Origin of the sequence: Neptuniibacter marinus (genome assembly GCF_965223595.1) — a bacterium.
Taxonomy (GTDB): Bacteria; Pseudomonadota; Gammaproteobacteria; order Pseudomonadales; family Balneatricaceae; genus Neptuniibacter; species Neptuniibacter marinus.
In genome coordinates this window covers 2,690,971-2,710,176 of sequence record NZ_OZ245004.1, presented here as the reverse complement: position 1 = coordinate 2,710,176, position 19,206 = coordinate 2,690,971, and the positions used below count along the sequence as shown (strand labels likewise).

The 19,206-nt window shown below is 40.7% G+C and carries 19 protein-coding genes; 6 read left to right on the top strand and 13 right to left on the bottom strand.

Going from position 1 to position 19,206, the window contains the following annotated elements; all coding sequences use genetic code 11:
* Positions 1-94: 94 nt before the first annotated feature.
* On the bottom strand, positions 95-1,351 hold the full coding sequence (locus ACOQOE_RS12815) for a glycosyltransferase (protein ID WP_067863784.1): 1,257 nt from the start codon (positions 1,349-1,351) through the stop codon (positions 95-97).
* Positions 1,352-1,460: 109 nt separating this feature from the next.
* Here ACOQOE_RS12815 and ACOQOE_RS12810 point away from each other — a divergent pair, with 109 nt between their 5' ends.
* A complete protein-coding gene (locus tag ACOQOE_RS12810) occupies positions 1,461-1,994 on the top strand; it encodes a DinB family protein (protein ID WP_420554185.1) in 534 nt (177 codons plus the stop codon).
* Positions 1,995-2,062: 68 nt separating this feature from the next.
* The gene (locus ACOQOE_RS12805) at positions 2,063-3,160 is read left to right on the top strand and encodes a DUF1835 domain-containing protein (RefSeq protein ID WP_420554184.1); all 1,098 of its coding nucleotides are present in this window, start codon (positions 2,063-2,065) and stop codon (positions 3,158-3,160) included.
* A 416-nt stretch (positions 3,161-3,576) separates the two neighbouring features.
* Here ACOQOE_RS12805 and ACOQOE_RS12800 read toward each other — a convergent pair whose 3' ends face one another.
* Positions 3,577-4,605 (bottom strand): GGDEF domain-containing protein, encoded by a 1,029-nt coding sequence (locus tag ACOQOE_RS12800; protein ID WP_420554183.1) that lies wholly within the window; start codon positions 4,603-4,605, stop codon positions 3,577-3,579.
* Between the two features lie 376 nt (positions 4,606-4,981).
* Between ACOQOE_RS12800 and ACOQOE_RS12795 the strand changes: the two genes are divergently transcribed.
* Positions 4,982-6,631, top strand: coding sequence for a SulP family inorganic anion transporter (locus ACOQOE_RS12795; RefSeq protein ID WP_420554182.1), 1,650 nt, complete (start codon positions 4,982-4,984; stop codon positions 6,629-6,631).
* Here the strand turns inward: ACOQOE_RS12795 and ACOQOE_RS12790 are convergent.
* Together ACOQOE_RS12790 and ACOQOE_RS12785 are read right to left on the bottom strand one after the other, a co-directional pair.
* Entirely contained in the window at positions 6,607-7,227 is a 621-nt protein-coding gene (locus ACOQOE_RS12790) for a YigZ family protein (RefSeq protein WP_067863792.1), read from the bottom strand. The two genes, ACOQOE_RS12795 and ACOQOE_RS12790, sit on opposite strands and share 25 nt — an antisense overlap.
* Entirely contained in the window at positions 7,224-8,402 is a 1,179-nt protein-coding gene (locus ACOQOE_RS12785) for a cation diffusion facilitator family transporter (protein WP_420554181.1), read from the bottom strand. The genes ACOQOE_RS12790 and ACOQOE_RS12785 overlap by 4 nt, the downstream gene beginning before the upstream one ends.
* Before the next feature lie 518 nt (positions 8,403-8,920).
* On the opposite strand from ACOQOE_RS12785, the gene ACOQOE_RS12780 reads away from it, so the two are divergent.
* Positions 8,921-9,802, top strand: a complete 882-nt coding sequence (locus ACOQOE_RS12780; protein ID WP_067863796.1) for a bile acid:sodium symporter family protein — start codon at positions 8,921-8,923, stop codon at positions 9,800-9,802.
* A gap of 46 nt (positions 9,803-9,848) precedes the next feature.
* Here the strand turns inward: ACOQOE_RS12780 and queE are convergent, their stop codons facing one another.
* On the bottom strand, positions 9,849-10,481 hold the full coding sequence (gene queE, locus ACOQOE_RS12775; RefSeq protein WP_067863799.1) for a 7-carboxy-7-deazaguanine synthase: 633 nt from the start codon (positions 10,479-10,481) through the stop codon (positions 9,849-9,851).
* 114 nt (positions 10,482-10,595) lie between these two features.
* Between queE and ACOQOE_RS12770 the strand changes: the two genes are divergently transcribed.
* Positions 10,596-11,105 carry a DUF3087 family protein gene (locus tag ACOQOE_RS12770; RefSeq protein ID WP_067863801.1) on the top strand — a complete coding sequence of 170 codons (510 nt, stop codon included), beginning with the start codon at positions 10,596-10,598 and terminating at the stop codon, positions 11,103-11,105.
* Between the two features lie 175 nt (positions 11,106-11,280).
* Positions 11,281-11,916 carry a rhodanese-like domain-containing protein gene (locus ACOQOE_RS12765; protein ID WP_420554180.1) on the top strand — a complete coding sequence of 212 codons (636 nt, stop codon included), beginning with the start codon at positions 11,281-11,283 and terminating at the stop codon, positions 11,914-11,916.
* A 34-nt stretch (positions 11,917-11,950) separates the two neighbouring features.
* Here the strand turns inward: ACOQOE_RS12765 and ACOQOE_RS12760 are convergent, their stop codons facing one another.
* The 8 genes from ACOQOE_RS12760 to hemN all read right to left on the bottom strand — a co-directional run bounded on the left by ACOQOE_RS12760 (position 11,951) and on the right by hemN (position 19,178).
* Positions 11,951-12,409, bottom strand: coding sequence for a hypothetical protein (locus ACOQOE_RS12760; RefSeq protein WP_420554179.1), 459 nt, complete (start codon positions 12,407-12,409; stop codon positions 11,951-11,953).
* A 208-nt stretch (positions 12,410-12,617) separates the two neighbouring features.
* Complete coding sequence (locus ACOQOE_RS12755) at positions 12,618-13,589, bottom strand: SLAC1 anion channel family protein (RefSeq protein WP_067863809.1); 972 nt, start codon at positions 13,587-13,589, stop codon at positions 12,618-12,620.
* Between the two features lie 113 nt (positions 13,590-13,702).
* A complete protein-coding gene (gene rdgC, locus ACOQOE_RS12750) occupies positions 13,703-14,617 on the bottom strand; it encodes a recombination-associated protein RdgC (protein WP_067863812.1) in 915 nt (304 codons plus the stop codon).
* Between the two features lie 104 nt (positions 14,618-14,721).
* Complete coding sequence (locus ACOQOE_RS12745; protein WP_067863815.1) at positions 14,722-15,192, bottom strand: thioredoxin family protein; 471 nt, start codon at positions 15,190-15,192, stop codon at positions 14,722-14,724.
* Positions 15,193-15,230: 38 nt separating this feature from the next.
* Positions 15,231-16,112 (bottom strand): alpha/beta hydrolase, encoded by an 882-nt coding sequence (locus tag ACOQOE_RS12740; protein WP_420554178.1) that lies wholly within the window; start codon positions 16,110-16,112, stop codon positions 15,231-15,233.
* Between the two features lie 101 nt (positions 16,113-16,213).
* The gene (locus ACOQOE_RS12735) at positions 16,214-16,756 is read right to left on the bottom strand and encodes an adenine phosphoribosyltransferase (protein ID WP_067863821.1); all 543 of its coding nucleotides are present in this window, start codon (positions 16,754-16,756) and stop codon (positions 16,214-16,216) included.
* A 166-nt stretch (positions 16,757-16,922) separates the two neighbouring features.
* Positions 16,923-17,717, bottom strand: a complete 795-nt coding sequence (gene fnr, locus ACOQOE_RS12730) for a fumarate/nitrate reduction transcriptional regulator Fnr (protein WP_067863824.1) — start codon at positions 17,715-17,717, stop codon at positions 16,923-16,925.
* A gap of 72 nt (positions 17,718-17,789) precedes the next feature.
* Positions 17,790-19,178: an oxygen-independent coproporphyrinogen III oxidase gene (hemN, locus tag ACOQOE_RS12725; RefSeq protein WP_420554177.1), complete on the bottom strand. Its 1,389-nt coding sequence runs from the start codon at positions 19,176-19,178 to the stop codon at positions 17,790-17,792.
* Positions 19,179-19,206: the final 28 nt, after the last annotated feature.

Below are 19,206 nucleotides of genomic sequence, written 5' to 3'. Positions count from 1 at the left end.
TAAAGCGCATTACTGAAAATATTGCAGAATAAGGTAGAAGTATGAAAATTATATGACAAGGCTAATCCTTTGTTGTTTAGTAATACATGTTTACTTATTCAACCTGTTTGTTTTTAGCCTCAATCCATTGGGACATGTATTGAGTACTCTTCATGCTGTGGTGCATTAGCATTGAACCGGTGAAATTGTGGAGTCTGTGAGTTTGTAAATTGTCGAGCAAGGTTAAGATTTTTTGAATCAGAGCGGGGCCTGTTTTACTACCATCATATAAAGTCGTTAAAATTGGTCTCGCTGCTTGTGTAGCCAACAACCAATTATCAGGTTCACTATAAAGCGTCACACAGGCGTTGATAAATTCTTCATCATTATTGGCGATTTTGCCTGGCCAACTATAGTTTGGAGCCATACCTTCCGCGCCAATATCTGTTGTTATTGAGGGTGTCTCGCATACCATTGCGTCTAAAAGTTTGCCTTTAATGCCAGCACCAAATCGTAGGGGAGCTAAGCATAAGCGTGCTTTTTGTATCACGTCGTAAGCATCATCTGCCCAGCCTTTGATTAGAAAACCGCTTTTAGGGTTGTGTAGTGCAGTTGCCTTTGGTGGCGGATAGGATCCGTAAATATGTAGTTCTATGTTCGGTAGCCCTTTCTCTTTTAATCGTTTTCTAATCTCTGGCCACAAGGTTTGTATATATAGAACAGAATCCCAGTTAGGGGCATGACGGAAGTTGCCGATCATCATCATATGTTGTCGATCCTCATAGGAGGCAAGCTGTTTGGGGAGATGATTAAGATCGAGCATAAAAGGGAGGTGATGAATTTGTGAAGCGGGCATTTGAAAGTGCTTTTGGAGCAGCTCTATCTCATAGCTGGAGATGATTAATGAAAGGTCTGAGCGATAGATCGCGGCAATTTCACGTTTTGCAATATCGGTGTATAGATCACTTATCTGCATCTCTCTTGCTTGTTTTACTGCTTGATGGCGGGCATTTCGTAAACACTGCAGATCTTCCGTATCTAAAATACGCAGAGCATTTGGGCAGTTTTTTTCGACTCGCCACCCAAACTGTTCTTCCATCATAAAGCGGTCAAACATAACAATATCTGGTTGTAGTTCATGGATGGTTTGATCGAAGCGACTATCATTTAATGTAATCGATAAGGTATCTATTCCCTCATCTTTTAAGTCGACCATATGATCTGTTACTTGTGCAGGGCTGGCAAATATCACCTGCCAGGCTTGACGTTTAAATAGACGCAACAGGGATAACATATGGCTACCGGCTGCAGATGATTTAGGTTCCGGCCAGACGTATCCAATAACTAGAACTTTGAGTGGAGATGCCTGCATAAGAAGGACCTATAGATAAAAGTAACTGAACTATTTTACCTAGCCAATGAGAAGAATCTACAAGTTGTCATGTTTGCTTGTTTAAATAGATAAAAATAAAGGAGGAAATATGACACTGAAAGATCATTTTGAGTTAATGGCTCGTTATAACCAGTGGATGAACGAAAGTATTTATGAAGCCGCAAGTGAATTGGAGCCATCTTTACTATCAGCGGATCAGGGTGCTTTTTTTCATTCTATTTTAGGCACACTTAATCATATTTTGGTTGGCGATATTATATGGTTGAAACGGTTTGCTGAGCATCCATCCCATTTTAAGGCTTTAGAAGCGGTTAAACTAATAGAAAACCCAGATACTTTAGATGCGTTACTGTACCACGACTTTAATGAGTTAAGGGACGCACGTTATGTGTTAGATATGGCACTTATTGATCTATGTGATCAGGTAGAAGTTTATGATCTCGCTTATCCGCTAGCCTATTATAATATGCATGGGAATAAATTCGAAAAACGGTTTGGCTATCTACTACAACATTTCTTTAATCATCAAACCCATCATCGTGGTCAAGTGACCACATTATTGAGTCAAAATGGAGTTGATTTAGCAACCACCGATCTATTAGCTATCATTCCTGAGGCTTGATAGGGTAAGTGTTGTTCCCATCCAATGATATGGGTTCTGGAGCAGAACGATGGGCTAATGGAGTAAAGATGAAGTTACATATTACAAATGGTGATTGTGCTGGCGATATGCTTAATCGCTCAGAACGGATACAGGGTGATGTACTTTGTTGGAAAGATCTATTACATGATGGTCCGGTTCTCGCGCTTCCATATGAAGCATACAGTAAGGCGCGTACCACTTATTTGATGAGTTTACTTAAGAGCGCAGAGTATTCGGGCGAGATCACTGAACAGATGATTGCAGCTGACTTTGTTACTCGGAAAAATCGATTAGACAATATTGAAATCTATGATGAAGTTGTATTGTGGTTTGAGCATGATTTATACGATCAACTACAGCTGCTAGAGATCTGTCATCGTCTTCTTAATCTTGGATTAGCGACGCCTCCGGTATCAATTATCTGTATTGATCGCCATCCTGAGATCCCTTATTTTTATGGCTTAGGTAATCTGACACTTGAGATGATGGAAGAGTTGTTTAATCAGCGCGTTCCTTTATCACAGCACCATCTTATAGTGGCTGATACTATTTGGAGTTTTTTTACTGCCCCATCACCTGAAAACTTGGCGCGTGTTGCGCAAACCGAAATAGCTGAATGGCCTTTTATGGCAGCAGCACTACGTCGATTTTGTCTTGAATATCCATCTATAGAAACGGGCTTAACTTTAACGCAAACTTATCTACTTTTGACCTTATTGCGTGCCCCTGATGAATTACCTGCCTTGGAATATACTTTAAAACAGTCGGAACTGAAGGGTTTACTGCCTGAAGGGGTTACTGCTACTGAACGGTATTACGAGATTCTTTCTGGGCCAGCAACATTTAGGCGGGTTTTTAATCATCTGCAACAGTTGGAATCGGCTCCTTTTATGGGAGACCTTTCTGTTCGTTCTGAACTTAACCGCCTGATGAATGCCGATCTACCTTATATTAGTAAATGTCTAGCTAATGGTGAGGAGGTTTTTTCGCTGACGGTTGCTGGAGCGGAAGCGCTTCAAGGCAAAAAACAGTGGCAAGCGGACAACCCAAGTGATTTCTGGCGTGGTGGCGTGCATTTAACCTCAGAAGCGTACTGGTTGTGGGATGAGCACTTAAAACAGTTCAATGTCTCAGCCTATGATTAGCCTATCCCAGTAGGGAATCGCCTAGTTTCTTTTTTCGCGCTCTTGGTAAATTCAAATAATCTCGTTGTTGAGTTACTTAGATAATTCTTATCTTCAAAAGTATATATGACGTGAAGGCGTAATACTTTATTTTGTTGGCTTATAAATAGATATTGATAACGTAAAACTATTTTTTATAGTCTTGTTATAAGGTTTAGTTAGTTCTAGATAAGGTTTGGGGAAATCACTTATATCAGAAAATTTAATAGCTTTTAGTATCTGAATTAGGCTTTTGAATGGTTACATAGCAGGGGTATGGGTAGTAGGGATTTTGTGGGGGAATAGGAAAGATTTCAGGCCCGGACTGCGTTCGGGCCTTACTTTCTTTCTTGTTCCAGCAAGCAGGTTTTAGCAATTAGATCTTAGGCAGCGTCTCTTTAATTTGCGCATTTTACTTGGTTGCGACCACTGTCTTTGGCTTTATAAAGCGCTTTATCTGTACGGTCTATCAATTGTTCAGCGGTTTCCCCAGATTTAAACTGAGAAACCCCAAAAGATGCCGTAATCGAGCTGATGATTTCTCCCGATTTTTTTTGTTTAATTCTAATTGCTTGAATTTTCTCGCGTACCTTTTCTGCAATTTCGCTTGCAGAATCTATGTCAACTCCAGGCATCAAGACGGCAAACTCTTCACCACCATAACGTACTGGGAGCATAGGTTCAGGGCATACATCTTTTAGAAGTTTACCTACATATTGCAAGACTTTATCGCCCATCAGGTGTCCATAGGTATCGTTAAAATTCTTGAAGTGATCGATATCTACCAAAATGAATGATGAGATAAGGTTGTGATTTGTGTTGCTGACGAGTTGCGCTAGTTCAGAGTCAAATACCCGACGGTTGAATAGATTGGTCAGCGGATCAACACGAGCATCTTGCCTTGTTTTATTTAGCTCTTCTTTGAGTGCTTGGATCTCTATTTGAGCCGCATGCATTCGTTCTTGAAATAGGCGTGCAGTGTCGCCAATAGATTTAGTATGTGTTGATAGCGCATGAATAATTGAATCTAAGGGTAGGCTTACTTCGCCATCCTCTTGTTGCTGAAGTGTGACTAAGCTCTCTTCTAATACGGTACTAAAATTGGCTGTTTTTTCAGCTGTGTGGCCAGCATCTTCATAGAGGTTGTTAATTAAGCTGATTAAACTTGCTTGAATATCTTCAGCACCGTTGATCTCATCCTTGATCATGTGCTCACGAAAAAGTTGTTCGCTGAGCATGGTAGGGCAAGTGCCGTAGGTTGTAAGTGTTTTGTCTAGCTGAACATTTAATTCTGGTAGACGGTCACTCACATAGGTGTACCACAACGCATAATTGAGTGGGTTGGGGGGGATGTTGTGCTTGACCATCAATGGGATGGCCTGACGAAGATATTCAGCAGCTTGATTATTGTTTTCAGCGAATTTCATACTACCTCAATCGCTTAGATATAGTTGAACGAATGTTGCTTTGAAACAGGCTTTCAGTGACACAATTTAGAAAGGTCGTTTCTTTATTACCCGGTAACTCTAAAACAAGCGTTTTAATTTATAAACAGTTTATTAAATAAATATTTAATTACAGTCACTTAAACCTATATGTCCTGTATCGGCAGAAGTCTCTTAATCTTCAACGAAATATCTATTTTCTTGATTTATATTCATAGTTCAATATATAGGTTTGATCAATTATTGCTCTGATGAATCGATGGTTCTATGTATAGGTGATCTCTTGAGTCTTATAAAAATAAGGTTTCTTGCTACACTGTTTTGAGTATTAGTCATTTTATAAGGAGGGATTCTCTTTATGGCGCTGCTTCGTGGTATTCATTTTCGTAATATACGAGGAGATGTTTTTGGGGGTATTACTGCTGCAGTTGTTGCACTCCCTCTAGCGCTAGCCTTTGGCGTTTCTTCTGGTGCAGGGCCTATCGCTGGTATTTACGGCGCCATTTTTGTTGGTTTCTTTGCGTCTTTATTTGGTGGAACTCCGGCTCAAGTATCGGGGCCAACGGGGCCGATGACTGTTGTTATGGCGGCGGTTTTCACTCAGTTTAGTGCTATTGATCCGGTGCAGGGGCCTATTTTGGCCTTTACTGTTGTTCTAATGAGCGGCTTTTTTCAGGTGCTCTTTGGGCTGTTTAAGCTGGGTAAGTACATTACCTTAATGCCATTTCCTGTGATATCCGGTTTTATGAGTGGTATTGGGGTTATCATTATTATCTTAGAATTAGCGCCGCTATTAGGGCATCATGGTGAGTCATCAGTGATTGCATCATTGCAAATGCTACCAGAGAATATTTTATCTTATCAGGCTTCGGCCCTATTGCTTGGTGTGTTAACGCTGTTAATTGTGTTTTTATGCCCAAAGTCAATCGCTAAAATTATTCCGTCGCCGTTGATCGCTTTGTTCTTAGGCACACTAATTTATATCGCTTTGTTACCTGAAAACAGTGTGCCTGTTATTGGCACTATCCCTTCGGGTTTACCTGAATTTATCTTTCCAAGTATTGATTTTGCACTTCTTGAAGATATGTTGCTGGCTGCAATTATGCTGGCGGCTTTAGGCTCGATTGATTCTTTATTAACGTCATTAGTGGCAGATAATATAGTTAAAGAGCAGCATGATTCCGATCGCGAACTGATTGGTCAGGGTGTTGGTAATATGATGGCGGGGCTTTTTGGTGGGCTACCTGGTGCGGGGGCGACCATGCGAACCGTTATTAATATTCGTGCCGGAGGGAAAACTCCTCTGTCTGGAGCTGTTCATGCCATCGCGCTTCTTCTTGTCGTTCTAGGAGCGGGTCCTTTAGCGGAAGATATTCCTCACGCCGTACTTGCTGGAATTCTAATTAAAGTTGGTATTGATATCATTGATTGGAATTTTTTGAAGCGGCTTCATCGCGCCCCCATTTTTGTTGTTGTGTTGATGCTTTTAGTGTTCGGTCTGACGGTTTTTGTTGATCTTGTTAGCGCTGTGATTGTTGGTGTCTTTATAGCGAATGTTATTACCATTAAGCATCTATCGGATATTCAGATTGATTCCATTCGAGTTGTTGCAGATCAACCTGATGATATTGATCAATTAAGCCCAAGGGAAAAAGAGATTCTTGTTAGCGCGGGAGGAAAAATCCTGCTTTATCATTTAGAGGGGCCAATAAGCTATGCTTCAGTGAAAGGGATGACAAAGAAATTAACGAATAGTCAGCCCCATGATGCCCTAATGTTTGATTTTACGTCAGTCCCTTTGATTGATGTGTCTACCGCAATGGCGATTGAAAATATTATGGTAGAAGCGTTAACGGCTAATCGAAGCGTGTATATGATTGGTATTAATGGGCCGGTTCGCAGTGTGCTTTCTAAAATGCAGATACTTAACCGCTTAGCTGATGAGTGTTTGTTTGATAAGCGGATAGATGCCTTAGAAGCAGCTCACCAACGCATCTCTTTGTCTTGATAATGTATTTGGTGTTGGTAGGGAATAAGTTGCTGCCTTAATTCGGCCAGTTGTTGGTCGCTTGCTTGGCCGGTGAGTAGTAACTCTTCATTCCAGTTACGAGACAGTACTTCTGCTTGGCATTTCATGAGTAGTGTTTCAATACTACCGACTAAAGCGTGGGGTAGGGTTAAAGTAAAACGAAACTTATCTACTTTTTCTAATGTAGGTAATGTTTTTAAGGCTTCTTGGACGGCTAAGCTGTAAGCTCTAACAATCCCGCCAGCACCGAGCTTAATACCACCAAAATAACGTGTTACTACGATGCTGATCTCACAAAGCTCTGTGTGACTAAGAACGTTGAGCATTGGTTTTCCTGCAGTGCCTTTAGGTTCACCATCATCGCTACTTCCCCAGCAGTTCAAATCTGATCTAGGTCCTGCAATCTGTGCCCAGCAGTTATGATTCGCTTTGTTATGTTCTTGTCGTATTCCATCTAAAAAGGCTTTAGCGCTCTCTAGGTTAGGTGTATGGCCTATATGGGTAATGAAACGACTATGTTTGACTTCAATTTCTGATTGGTGGAGCGCTTGCGCGGGGATCTGTTGTTGATTCATCGCTCTAACCCTGTAGCTAAAAATATACGGCCTAGCCAATCTTGCGGAAGCTCTAGTTCTGCTAATGATTTTTTAAGACCTGCAATTATCTGTTCTGAACTATTATCCGGTAGGGTTAATGGTTGATGCTCAGGCGTGGATAAGAGTATTTCTAGATTTACTTTATTCTTGTAGTAATGAAGTGACAGACGATAAAGGTTTACTTCCTTATCTAGAGATTGCAGGTATTGTTTGATACATGGCTCAATCTCGTCGCGCATAGGCGGTAATTGGTCAGTAAGTAACTTTTCATGCTCTTCATCATCGTAGGTATCTATATGGTAGATAATATGAGCGATATCCCCGTTTTTATATAGCTTCATGCATGCGGCATCGCCAATAAGATGGCCTTCAGAGGCACTAATGAAAGGGGAGACTTGAATATGCATCTCTAACAAGCTTTTATTCCCCATTGCTCGAGTTTTAAAACTATGCACACTGATGATTCCTTTAACTGACATCACTTGGCTTTTGTATTTACCTACCTGCTCTGGAGGTAAGGCTGAGCCAACGAGCTCTTGAAAACTTTTCCAGCTAAGGCTCCATCCAATTCTAGCAACCATCAATGCTACGGCTATAGCAGCTACAGAGTCGAGCCAAGTGATGCCTGACATTGCCCCAGCAACACCAATAAAAACTACAACGGATGAAATTGCATCTGTTCGACTATGCCAAGCATTCGCAATCAGGAGATCAGATCCTATTTTACGGCCAATTCTAACTGTATATTGATAGATCCACTCTTTTAAAATAATGGAGAGTAAAGCAGCGGCTAATGCGGGCCATTCGGGAATAGGTAAGGTTTCATTACTTAGTAAATTGAGAGTACTGTCGTATGCCATAGCACCTGCGACGGCAATCAAAATACTGCCTAAGAGTGCAGTACCAACCGTTTCAAAATATCCATGCCCCCAAGGGTGGTTTTCGTCTGGTCCTTTATGAGAGATTCTTAAAATTACGATGACGATAAGATCAGTAAATAGATCTGATAAAGAATGGATGCCATCAGCGATTAAGGCGGATGAGTGCGAGACAAGGCCAACGCCTATTTTTAGTAGACCTAAGAGCGTATCGATTAACGCTCCGATGATGGTGACTTTATTTGCGGCTTTTAGCTGTGCCGTATCTTGTTGCATTATTTGTCCATTTTAACTCAGAGGGTGAAGATCAAAGATAGCTTTATCTTAGCAGTTTTATTGTTTTCGATAAGCAAGAAGTAAAGGCGGATAGGTTATTTGAATGCTTTGTTTGAAATTGTCGGATAATGCTAGCTATTTAGGGGTGTTTAGACGAATCATTGTTTTATTGAAAATATACCTTTTACACTGTTAATTTGTGTAACTCATTAATGTCTCTCCTATACATATTTTAAAACCTTAAATTACAGTATTGACATATTTAACATGTTGATATTAAAGAAGTAATTTGTTATTGATCAAAAAATGATCAGTTTAACGGAGCGCCTTATTTAATAGGCGTTTCATGACGTTTTAAATAAATAACTCACAAAGTTATCCACAGCGTATGTGGGTAGCCTTTGCTATCCCTTATATCATCAGTGTTTGAGTTTTATTGGGTATAAAAAATTGCCTTTTATGTTGTATGAAAACCAACAAAAACTTAGTATCGTTTTATTAAAAATTTAGGATTGAATATGGAACATGGAATAGCCGTACAGCTGGTTTTACCTCTAGCACTTTTTACTATTATGCTGGGTGTTGGAATGTCTTTGCGGGTGTCTGAGTTTTCGCTGCTTTGGCGTCGACCTAACGTTGTCTTAGTTGGGGTTTTATCTCAACTTTTGTTATTACCTTTATTAGGTTTTGTTGTTGTCAGTGCTTTTGATCTCCCTGCGGCCCTAGCTGTCGGTATTATGGTGTTAACTTTTGCACCTGGGGGAGCGACATCTAATATGATTACTTATCTGTCACGGGGAGATACAGCTCTGTCTGTTTGTCTAACAGCTATCTCTGGTTTGATTACACCCATTAGTATGCCGATTTTAACGGCCTTAGCCGTCAGTTACTGGATGGGTGAACAAGCGGCGATAGAGTTTCCCATTGTTCTTACAATGGTCAAGTTGATGGTGATCTCTGTGCTTCCCGCTTTATTGGGCGCCTTAGTTCATCATCGCTGGCCTGCTTTTTGTCTGCGCATTGAGCGCTATGTTAAAGCGTTAGCAGGTCTTTTTCTGGTGTTGGTTGTTTTCGGTATAGTAAAAACGAACTGGGAGCAGTTACCCGCGTTAACTTTTCAGTTAGGGCCGAGCGTACTTGTACTCGTTTCTTTAGCTATGTTTTTAGGTTATTGGATTGCTCGTCAGATGCGACTTAATACAGAGCAAGGTATTAGTTTAGCTGTAGAGGTAGGTATTCAAAACGCGGCGATAGCCTTGTTAATAACGGGGGGGATTTTACACAATTCGGAGATGGCAGCCAGTGCGCTTATTTATGGCGTTCTGATGAATATTCCCGCTTTTATATTAATCGCTTACCGTTTTTATACATCTAGGCAGGCATTTAATCGTACAGTATAGCGACTTAGTTACAATCAATACCTTAGTTTCAATTATTACCTTAGCTTCAATCAATGCCTAAGGTTTTATGGCTCTGAAGGCTCAGTTTCCACCGTGGGTTCTTTAAGCAGAAGTTGATAATATCTTGAGTGTGAATAGGGCGGGTTGGACTATCTAAAGGCTGTAGATAAAATTCTCTGAAATCCATCTCTTCAAACTGTTCAGGTCGGGCAAGTTGCTGAGGGTAAACTAGCTTTAATTCATCACCAGAAGTGATTATTACCTTGGCATCGGCTTTTGGACTGACACAGACCCAGTCAATGTTGTTTGGAAGAGGTTTTGTTCCGTTGGTTTCTATGGCAATAATAAAACCATGCTGGTGGCAGGTATCGACTAAGTTTTGATCGAGCTGGAGAGCAGGTTCTCCACCAGTAAAAATAATATAAGGTGGGATATTACTGTCTTTAGGCCAAAAAGAGCTTAGAAACGTACAGAGATCATCGGCAGTTTTGAATTTTCCACCGTTTTGACCATCAGTTCCGATGAAGTCAGTATCGCAGAAATTACAGACAGCTGTTTGCCTGTCTTGTTCGCGACCGGACCATAAATTACAGCCGCTAAAACGACAAAAGATTGATGCGCGTCCACTTTGTGCACCTTCGCCTTGCAAGCTATAGAAAATCTCTTTTACGGAATACATTAGATTATGTTAGAAAGGGCCTTTATTTTAAAGGCGCTAAGTCTACACTGGCAGATTTTGACTGCAAGTTAATTTCATTCATCATCATACAATTAGGTTTAATAGGGTAGTTACGTGGAACTTAAACAGATAGATAAAACGATTTATAAGAAAAAACAGCGTAAAGTTGCGCTGATTTTGTGTCTGATCTTTGCGCTGATTGCTTTAGGGTTAAGTGCTTTATTACGTAACTATTTTGGGAACCCAGAACAAGCAAACACCATGATCAATTTAATAGGTGTTTTAACGGGTGCTTTAATTACGATCGGTATTTTTTCTCGATTTGTTGGGCGTCCCTATTATGATGAACTGCGTTATGCATGGAACCTTAAGCGTCAAGCTTTGAAAATACAGAATCATCGTCATCGCTGGGAAGTGTTGCTTGATGAAGGTGATAAGACGGCCGCTATTGTATTGGCTTTTTATTATAAGGCGACGTTACAAATTCAGAGTCTTGAAGGGAATGATTTTGGTTATCATGACACTGAAAAACGGGAAGCTAAATTTTTAGATCAATGTCAGAAAAAAGGTTTAGAAGCGGACCCTCATTTATATACGATTGATATGTTACTCACCCTAAAATAGAGAGGTTTATCTCGTTTCTATTTTATAAAGGTGTCGTTTTATATTTGTTCTTAGCGATAAGTCGTCCATCAGTTTATTCTAATGTCTTATATTAGAGTTAATGACTATTAGTAGGCTTTTGTGCAAAAATCGTTATAACTATACCGAATAAACTTATAATAATAGAGGTTTCGACATGTTAAAGCACACTGTGGGTCGTTTTGCGTTAGTGGCGGCATTGATCTCATCTCCCCATGTAATAGCTGAAGGAGGCAAGGCGATGATAGCGCCGGGTCTCGTGTCTTTTACTGTTCAGCATGATGGTGAGCCTATTGAGGTTATGCGTAATCAAGATCCTAATAATACGATTAATGAGCTTTATAACACGACCTTTCGAGGTATGCCTCAGCCAATAAGACCTTTTGAGCCTTATGATGTTGAAACTATTGGCGAACGTGAATTTGTTGATTATATGCAACAGGCGGAAACTGATGAGAATATCTTAATTGTAGATACTCGCACCGTTGGTTGGCATTATCGTTTAACGATTCCAGGTAGTATTAACGTTCCTTACACGGTAATGGAAGAAGAGGAAACGGCGGCAGATGCTCTGGAAGAGTTTGGCGCAGTTAAAAAAGAAGATGGTAGCTTTGATTATAGTCAAGCTAAGACATTAGCGATGTTTTGCAATGGTTATTGGTGTGGGCAAACACCTGCCTTAATTCGAGCAATGCTAGAAGCTGACTATCCAGCAGAAAAATTAAAGTATTACCGTGGCGGAATGCAAGCTTGGACAAGCCTAGGTCTGACTACTGTAGGCGATGGGGGATAGAGTATTCCTAGGAAAGCCTACAGGGTAGGTTTTCCTAACTAATTACTTGACCTCTATAAACTAGACCTGACTTTTTTCGTTCAATTTTGGGTTTAGCTTTCTTCCGTTCGACTACTTGTCCTCTATAGATAACAGTGCTAGCTTTATCAGTAATCTCATCAGGCGCTTCAATAGGTGCCGGTTCGGCCTCAATGACTTCCTCAGAATAACCTATCTTTTTCAATAGATGTAATGCAGCTTCAGGTTGTAAGCTCTCGGCAATCGGGAAAAGTAGGTCTGGAGTAAAGGAGCAGCGAAGGTTTTGGCTGTTGACTAAAGTTTTGAATGCCTCTTCGTTACTTAATCCGCAATAATTTAATCCAATTAACGCGCCTTGATTGATAACAATTTGCCCAGAGCGGTTTGATTCGGAAGCAATAAAAACCGTACCAGTAAGCTTTTCCCAGCATACTTTCAATAATGTATTTTCTAAAGAGAGTGGAGCATTTGTCATTGGAAATGGCCCATAAGCTATAGACCTGATAGTCAAAGCATTAATTATGCCACAAATGTTAACTTTATGATTTTTAATGACTAAATTTTTATTATTCTTATTTTTTGTACCATTATGGTGATATCTGCTTCGTAGTGATTTTTTTAGTGCATATTTTTGTTTGATAACAATTAGAGTAAGAGGGGCAGATGGGTGCGCCCTCTTTAGTTTATTCAGGAAGGAATATTTCGTTGCGGATTATCGCAAGTATTGTACGAATAAAAAGTGTGCTGATGACTACTGAAGATAAGGTAAGTAATACAATAATCATATATTGAAAAAATGGAGATGGATTGTGCTGATGCATCACCATTGTTGCTATTGTTAAAGCTGCAAGAGGGAATGAGTAAGCCCACCAAGACATATAAAAGTTTATTTTACTAAATTTGGGTAGTTGAGTGATGAGTAACAATAATAAGAACATAGCGGAATAAAATAAGATACGCGCGAAATTGTCTATATCACCGTTTAATTTCACATATGAAATGAAGCCTACCGCTGGTGGAGCGATCAATATAAATAGAGTGGGAAGAAGTTTTTGTGGTAATGGGTCATGAAAAAACATGCGGTTAAAAATTAATGCTTTTAAAATAATCCAGTAGATAATCCCTATAGAAAAGCAGAACCAGCTCAATTCAATAAATCCATGCTCTACACCGGCAATAGGAACCAAAATATTACCAACCACCGGAATAAACCATGCTGGAGTTGAATGTTCTATCTTGAATTTTGGATGGTGTATCCATTGGTTTAAAGTATGTAGCGTGAAGCTCAGATGTATTACAGTACCGGCTCCCCATAAATAGAAGGAGAGTTCTTTAGATACATGTAGCGTCGCAATACTCATTAAAATAAGGCTAATCGAAAATGCTGGGAAGAAGCTTGTTTTAATAGGGTGCTGAAACTCCTCTAGTACCGCGTCTGGGTAGTTCTTAGCTTTAAAGGTATAAGTGATAACAATAAGCAATAATGCTAATGCACTTACGACCAGAAGTGTTTGGGCGACGGCCTCTGTAACACCCAAAACGGTGACAGCTTTATCCCAAGCTAGCGTCAATCCTGTTAGCCCCATAACGATAGAGAAGAATGCGGCGGGAAAAAATTTCAGTTTGGGTAAGGTTTGTTCTGAAGTATCTTGCATGTCTCTAATTACTCGAACATTAGAATATACTAATATTGTAAGTGTTTTTAAGTAATAAAGCCAAGTTTTATATTCAACCCTTCCCAGCCGAATTAACCGCTGGGAAGACGGAGTTAAGGTCTTTTCGCTTCACCACCAAAGGCTTTTATAATCGCAGGAAAGAGTTTTGCAAACTCTAAGCCCATTTGAACCATATCAGCATCAAATTGAGCGACTTCATCCTCAGCGGCCTCATCTGACATTTTGTCTTGTAATTGGTCACTGAGTTTAAGGCGTTTGATTGAGAGATCATCTTGTAGCAGAATTTTCAGATGTTCATCCCATTCAAGAGCAAGTTTAACGACTCGTTTACCTGCTTCAAGGTGGGCAATAAACTCTTCATCTTCCAGTTGCTGACCTTTAATGCGAATAACACCGCCTTCAAGTACATTATCGCGCAACTCGCATTCATCCAACACTTCAAAACCTTCAGGTATGCTCGTATCACTTTCTAGCCAAGTGGACATAACAGCTGAGGGTGATTGTTGCACATCAGGAAGAACTATAGGCAGACTACCTAGTGTTCCACGTAGGTGACTTAGTAGCTCTTCAGCACGTTTGTGGCTAGAAGAATCAACAGCGATCCAGCCTAAGCTAGGAAGTATAATTGCACTTGTTTGTTGAAACTTGCTGAAAGCGCGGGGTAGGAGATCAAGCACCACTTCATCTTTCAGTTGGTCTTTCTCTTTTTTGTAAACTTTACGTGCTTGGTCGCGTTCAATAACAGCAACTTTTTCACCGACGGCCTCTTTGATAACCGCGCTGGGTAGAATTTTTTCCTCTTTTCGTGCGGCAATCATAAACATGCCGTGGACTTGATGAGCAAAAACATCGTCTAGTAGGTGGCAAGGAGAAACCCAGCCATAGCGGCTCAATTCTTGGCTTTTACAAGGCGTAAATGTTTGTTCCAGTAGCTTTTCTTGTAACTGTTCCTGTGTGTATTCAAAGGGTTCAGTTAAACGATAAAAGATGACATTCTTAAACCACATAGCAGCTCCTGATAGGAAAAAGGCAGTGCATAGTAGCAAGAAATGTTGTGGATGGAAGAGGAAATTATAGGTTTATGACGAAATTAATTATCTTAATAGGGTACTCAGGGATTTATTTTTTTAAAAGCTATGTTAAGGGCTTTATCGACATAGTATCCGTAGAGGTCTAGGGTGTTGATACCGACCATCTCTTCTGCAATTTCCTCACCTTTATTGTTTAGAAAAAGTAGTGTCGGGGTTGCCCATGCATTGTAGCGTTGAGCAAATGTATTAGCACCTACCTGCTGCCCGTTAAAATCTTTAATACTTCCGCCTGTGTTAATTTCAAGCTCGCTAAAGAACGTAGTGCTCTCATAACGTCCACTTAAAAGCATTGGATGGATGATCTCTTCGGTAATAAGAAGACAGTAGTGACAATTAGGTTGCGATACTAAGAGCATCACAACTTTTTCTTGGCCTGATGAATTTCTACCCGTCTCTATATAGGCTTGTTGTAAGTCTTTTGTTTTAGGTATCTCTACAGCCCAGAGAGCTTGGCTGGTTATTAAACAAAAGGTTGCTAGTAATCTAAACATGTAAATTTCGGCGTGTATTCCAGGTCGCGGCTGAGTGTTTATAGTTGTTCGATGAATTCTAAACTATGTTCGGTAACTTCATCCATATAAAGGTCTCGAAAGAAGTGGTCAGCCCCCTCAATTTGAACATTTTGTACCACATCGTTGTTTAATGCTTCCATTTTTTCAAATAGACCGTTGACGATTGTATCTTCACTGCCACTAAAGACCAGTGTTGGTAGTGTCGTTTTAGATAAAAGCGCTGGGGTATCAAAGCGAGGGTTGGCTTGGTAGTAGTTTACAAAACTTGCAGCTGCTACTTGTGTATCTTCACAGTAGATAAAATCTGTATGGATAAGCATGTCATTTGGCGTTAATTGCATTGCTTTTTCTAGCTGAGCTTGCAGTGGGTGTTGGTAGCGTTTGGTGTAACTCGCTGTTTCATCTTGTTCTGACCAAGTTTGCGGAGCAATTAAAATTTGTCCTTTTATAGCGGGGTCTGAGTGTGTATCCGCATACCAAGCTGTTTGATTTCCTCCTCGTGAGTGGGCGGCTAATATTATTGCTTGGCTGCCTTGTGCTTTAAGCCAGTCTACCCAAGCAGCTATTTCATGAATTGCATCGGTATGCTTATGGGTGTGGGGCGTTTTACAGTCGTACATACCATGCCGATTATCAAGACCTAAACTTAAATTGATAGCTAGGCTACTCATGCCTTCATCAGCCAGTAGCTCTTGCCATGTGGCAATGATCTCCATGCCATTGTGGGCGAGTGTGCCGTGGGTGATGAGAAGTATATTGTTAAAACCGTTCTCTTCTGTCAGGTACAGGTTGGCATTTAAGTCGAGATGCTTATATTTTAGTGTGATCTCTTCTGCATATAGGTTGCTGGAGTTAAGAAGGCTGCTAGCAAGGAATAGGGCGATAATAATACGGAGCATAGAAATACCTAAACAGCTTGTTCATCAATTAAGTTATAATGATATTCTTAAAAGAAATATGCAAGCCGTTTCAGTGTTCTATTAGAGGTCACTTGTAGTGTTTAAAGGCCTTCGTAGGCTAGAAGCGTATGTACTGGGACGCCGGCATCTTGGATTTTACTGGAACCTTGAAGGTCGGGTAGGTCAATAAGTGCAGCGGCTTCTGATACTGATGCTCCCAATTTTTTGATAATGCTGCAGGCCGCAAGTATTGTTCCGCCTGTAGCGATTAAATCGTCAAAAACTAAAACTTTGTCTCCAGAAGTAACTGCATCAACCTGCATTTCAACTGTCGCTGTGCCATATTCCAGCTTATATTCTTGTTCGATTGTTTGGCCTGGAAGCTTCCCTTTTTTACGGACGAGAACTAAGGGAATATTTAGATGGTAGGAGATAATAGAGCCGATCAAAAAGCCTCTGGCATCAATGCAGGCGATATGAGTAATATCACTATCAACATAACGCTGAATAAAAGCGTCAGAGATCATGCGTAATGCTTTTGGATCTTTAAACAGGGGGGTTATGTCACGGAACTGTACGCCAGGTTCAGGCCAGTCAGGGATGGTTCGAATAACTGACTTCACATAACATTCGTCGTATGACATTAAAAACTCCTTGGAAACAGCTTGTTGATTTGGCTCAATGCATTTTAGGGGAGGTAAAGCTCTAATGAACCCGTTGGGTTACACATTGAGATGGCTACTTTTTGTGCGACTGACGAGCACCGGTAGTCAATATGCCGGTGCTCTTTTGTTTTATATATTATATGACTCAGCAGTGACCATTTTTACCACATTGCGCACTTACTGGTTCAGCGGTATCGCTTTCTATAACCTCTCCAGATAATCTGTAGAGTTGTTCTATATCTTCTATATGAACTTCTTTGCCTTCAACGCGCAGTAAATTGGCTTTCTGGAAACGTGTGAAAATACGGCTGACAGTTTCGACGGCTAAGCCTAAGTAATTACCAATCTCATTACGCGACATGGACAGGCGGAAGCTAGTTTCAGAATAGCCGCGAGCTTTAAAGCGTTGCGAAATTTTTACCAAAAATGTTGCTACACGCTCTTCTGCATTTTTCTTTGATAAAAGAAGCATCATTTGTTGTTCTTCGCGAATCTCTTTGCTCATAGTGCGTAAGAGTTGGCGGCGTAGTTCCGGTAGTTGCCCCGACAGATCATCGAGGCGTTCAAATGGAATTTCGCAAACGGTTGTTGTCTCTAGTACTTTTGCCGAGACAGGGTATTCGTTGCTATCAAATCCGCTCATGCCAACCAATTCGCCTGGAAAATAGAACCCAGTGATCTGTTCCTCACCTTCATTTGTGATGGTGTAGGTTTTGACGGTTCCTGCTCGAATCGCATACACGTCAGTGAACTCAGAACCTTGGTTAAATAGGTGATCACCTTTTTTTAATGGTCGACTTTTATCGATAATTCTATCTAACCGTTCCATCTCTGTCATATTAAGCGAAACGGGGAGACATAATGAGCTAAGACTACAAGTGTTACAGCTAACCTGCTGCAAACTACGCAGCTTCCCTTCGTTTGTCTTGTTATCACTCATAATACATTCCTGTTGTCGTTATAATCGAGTGGCTACATTTTGATTATGTAATATTTCTGTAAATACGGGAAGTTAAATAATCCGTGAGAATCGCTGTGAGCTAATGTCTTTTGGTATATAAGCATCAAAAGCCATACATATTCTACGAATTAGTAACCGACCGGCGGGTGATACGGTAATGCGTTTTGTGTCCATTTGAATGAGACCATCGGAGGTAAAAGCGCTTAGCTCTTGTTGGGCATCAGCAAAGTACTGATCGAATTGGATACCGAAGCGCTGCTCTATTGGTGCTTTTTCTAATTCGAAATGGCAAATAAGATGAGTGATGACATGGCGGCGTATAATGTCATCTGGGGTTAAGCTTACGCCGCGTTTAATTGCATGCTTTTCGCTTTCTACTGCATCTGTATAAGCTTGCATCTCATGCTGGTTTTGATAGTACACAGAACCAATTTGACTAATGGCAGATACACCCATGGCAACGAGGTCACATTCAGAATGTGTTGTGTAGCCTTGGAAATTTCTGTGTAGTTTTCCCGTGTTTTGCGCAATAGCTAATTCATCATCAGGTTTAGCAAAGTGATCCATGCCTATATAGACATAGCCAGCTGCTAATAGTTTGCTAATGGTAGATTCGAGAATCGCAAGTTTTGTTTCAGGACTTGGTAAAGTGGATTCATCAATATGACGCTGTGGCCTAAAACGATCGGGCAAATGAGCATAATTAAATACAGAGAGCCGATCTGGGTTCATCTCAATAACAGTATCTAATGTCTCGTTAAAGCCATCAAATGTTTGATAGGGTAGGCCATAAATAAGATCAAGGTTAAGTGAGCGGAAGCCTTGGCGGCGAGCTTCTTCTAAAATGGCAGAGGTTTGTTCAACCGATTGCACACGGTTAACAGCTTCTTGCACCTTAGGGTCTATATCTTGTAAGCCTAAGCTAATGCGATTAAAACCGATCTCTCTTAATACTTGGATTGTTTCTTCAGTGGCTTCTCTTGGATCTATCTCAATAGAGTAATCGCCGGAGTCATCATCTAGTAGATTAAAATTAGCCCGCATCTGCTGCATTAACTCTCTCATCTGCTCATGGCTAATGAAAGTAGGCGTACCGCCGCCCCAGTGAAGCTGAGTGACCTGACGGTCATTATTATACCATTTGGAAAGCTGAGCCATCTCTTTATACAGGGTATCCAAATAGGGCTGTGCTTTCTTACGATTTCGTGTAATGACCTTATTGCAGGCACAGTAGTAGCAAACGTGCGCACAAAATGGAATGTGTACATAGAGAGAGAGTGGCGCATTTAAGTCGGCAGAGTTTTGTCCCGTTGTCACCAAATCCGAGGAAGATAGTTCAGGATCGAACTGAACGGCTGTCGGGTAAGATGTATAGCGTGGACCCGAAAGGTCATATCGCTTGATTAGATCTAAGTCCCATTTTATCAGGTTGCTATCCACGAATTTTTCCCTCGTTATCTCAAATGCT

Coding starts and splice junctions, on each gene's coding strand:
- queE (WP_067863799.1), bottom strand. CDS start 10,481: ATGTATTCCGTAAAAGAGATTTTCTATAGCTTGCAAGGCGAAGGTGCA.
- ACOQOE_RS12780 (WP_067863796.1), top strand. CDS start 8,921: ATGGAACATGGAATAGCCGTACAGCTGGTTTTACCTCTAGCACTTTTT.
- ACOQOE_RS12790 (WP_067863792.1), bottom strand. CDS start 7,227: ATGAATCAACAACAGATCCCCGCGCAAGCGCTCCACCAATCAGAAATT.
- ACOQOE_RS12805 (WP_420554184.1), top strand. CDS start 2,063: ATGAAGTTACATATTACAAATGGTGATTGTGCTGGCGATATGCTTAAT.
- ACOQOE_RS12745 (WP_067863815.1), bottom strand. CDS start 15,192: ATGTTTAGATTACTAGCAACCTTTTGTTTAATAACCAGCCAAGCTCTC.
- ACOQOE_RS12795 (WP_420554182.1), top strand. CDS start 4,982: ATGGCGCTGCTTCGTGGTATTCATTTTCGTAATATACGAGGAGATGTT.
- ACOQOE_RS12815 (WP_067863784.1), bottom strand. CDS start 1,351: ATGCAGGCATCTCCACTCAAAGTTCTAGTTATTGGATACGTCTGGCCG.
- ACOQOE_RS12740 (WP_420554178.1), bottom strand. CDS start 16,112: ATGCTCCGTATTATTATCGCCCTATTCCTTGCTAGCAGCCTTCTTAAC.
- ACOQOE_RS12760 (WP_420554179.1), bottom strand. CDS start 12,409: ATGACAAATGCTCCACTCTCTTTAGAAAATACATTATTGAAAGTATGC.
- rdgC (WP_067863812.1), bottom strand. CDS start 14,617: ATGTGGTTTAAGAATGTCATCTTTTATCGTTTAACTGAACCCTTTGAA.
- ACOQOE_RS12785 (WP_420554181.1), bottom strand. CDS start 8,402: ATGCAACAAGATACGGCACAGCTAAAAGCCGCAAATAAAGTCACCATC.
- ACOQOE_RS12765 (WP_420554180.1), top strand. CDS start 11,281: ATGTTAAAGCACACTGTGGGTCGTTTTGCGTTAGTGGCGGCATTGATC.
- ACOQOE_RS12800 (WP_420554183.1), bottom strand. CDS start 4,605: ATGAAATTCGCTGAAAACAATAATCAAGCTGCTGAATATCTTCGTCAG.
- ACOQOE_RS12810 (WP_420554185.1), top strand. CDS start 1,461: ATGACACTGAAAGATCATTTTGAGTTAATGGCTCGTTATAACCAGTGG.
- ACOQOE_RS12735 (WP_067863821.1), bottom strand. CDS start 16,756: ATGTCATACGACGAATGTTATGTGAAGTCAGTTATTCGAACCATCCCT.
- ACOQOE_RS12755 (WP_067863809.1), bottom strand. CDS start 13,589: ATGCAAGATACTTCAGAACAAACCTTACCCAAACTGAAATTTTTTCCC.
- fnr (WP_067863824.1), bottom strand. CDS start 17,717: ATGAGTGATAACAAGACAAACGAAGGGAAGCTGCGTAGTTTGCAGCAG.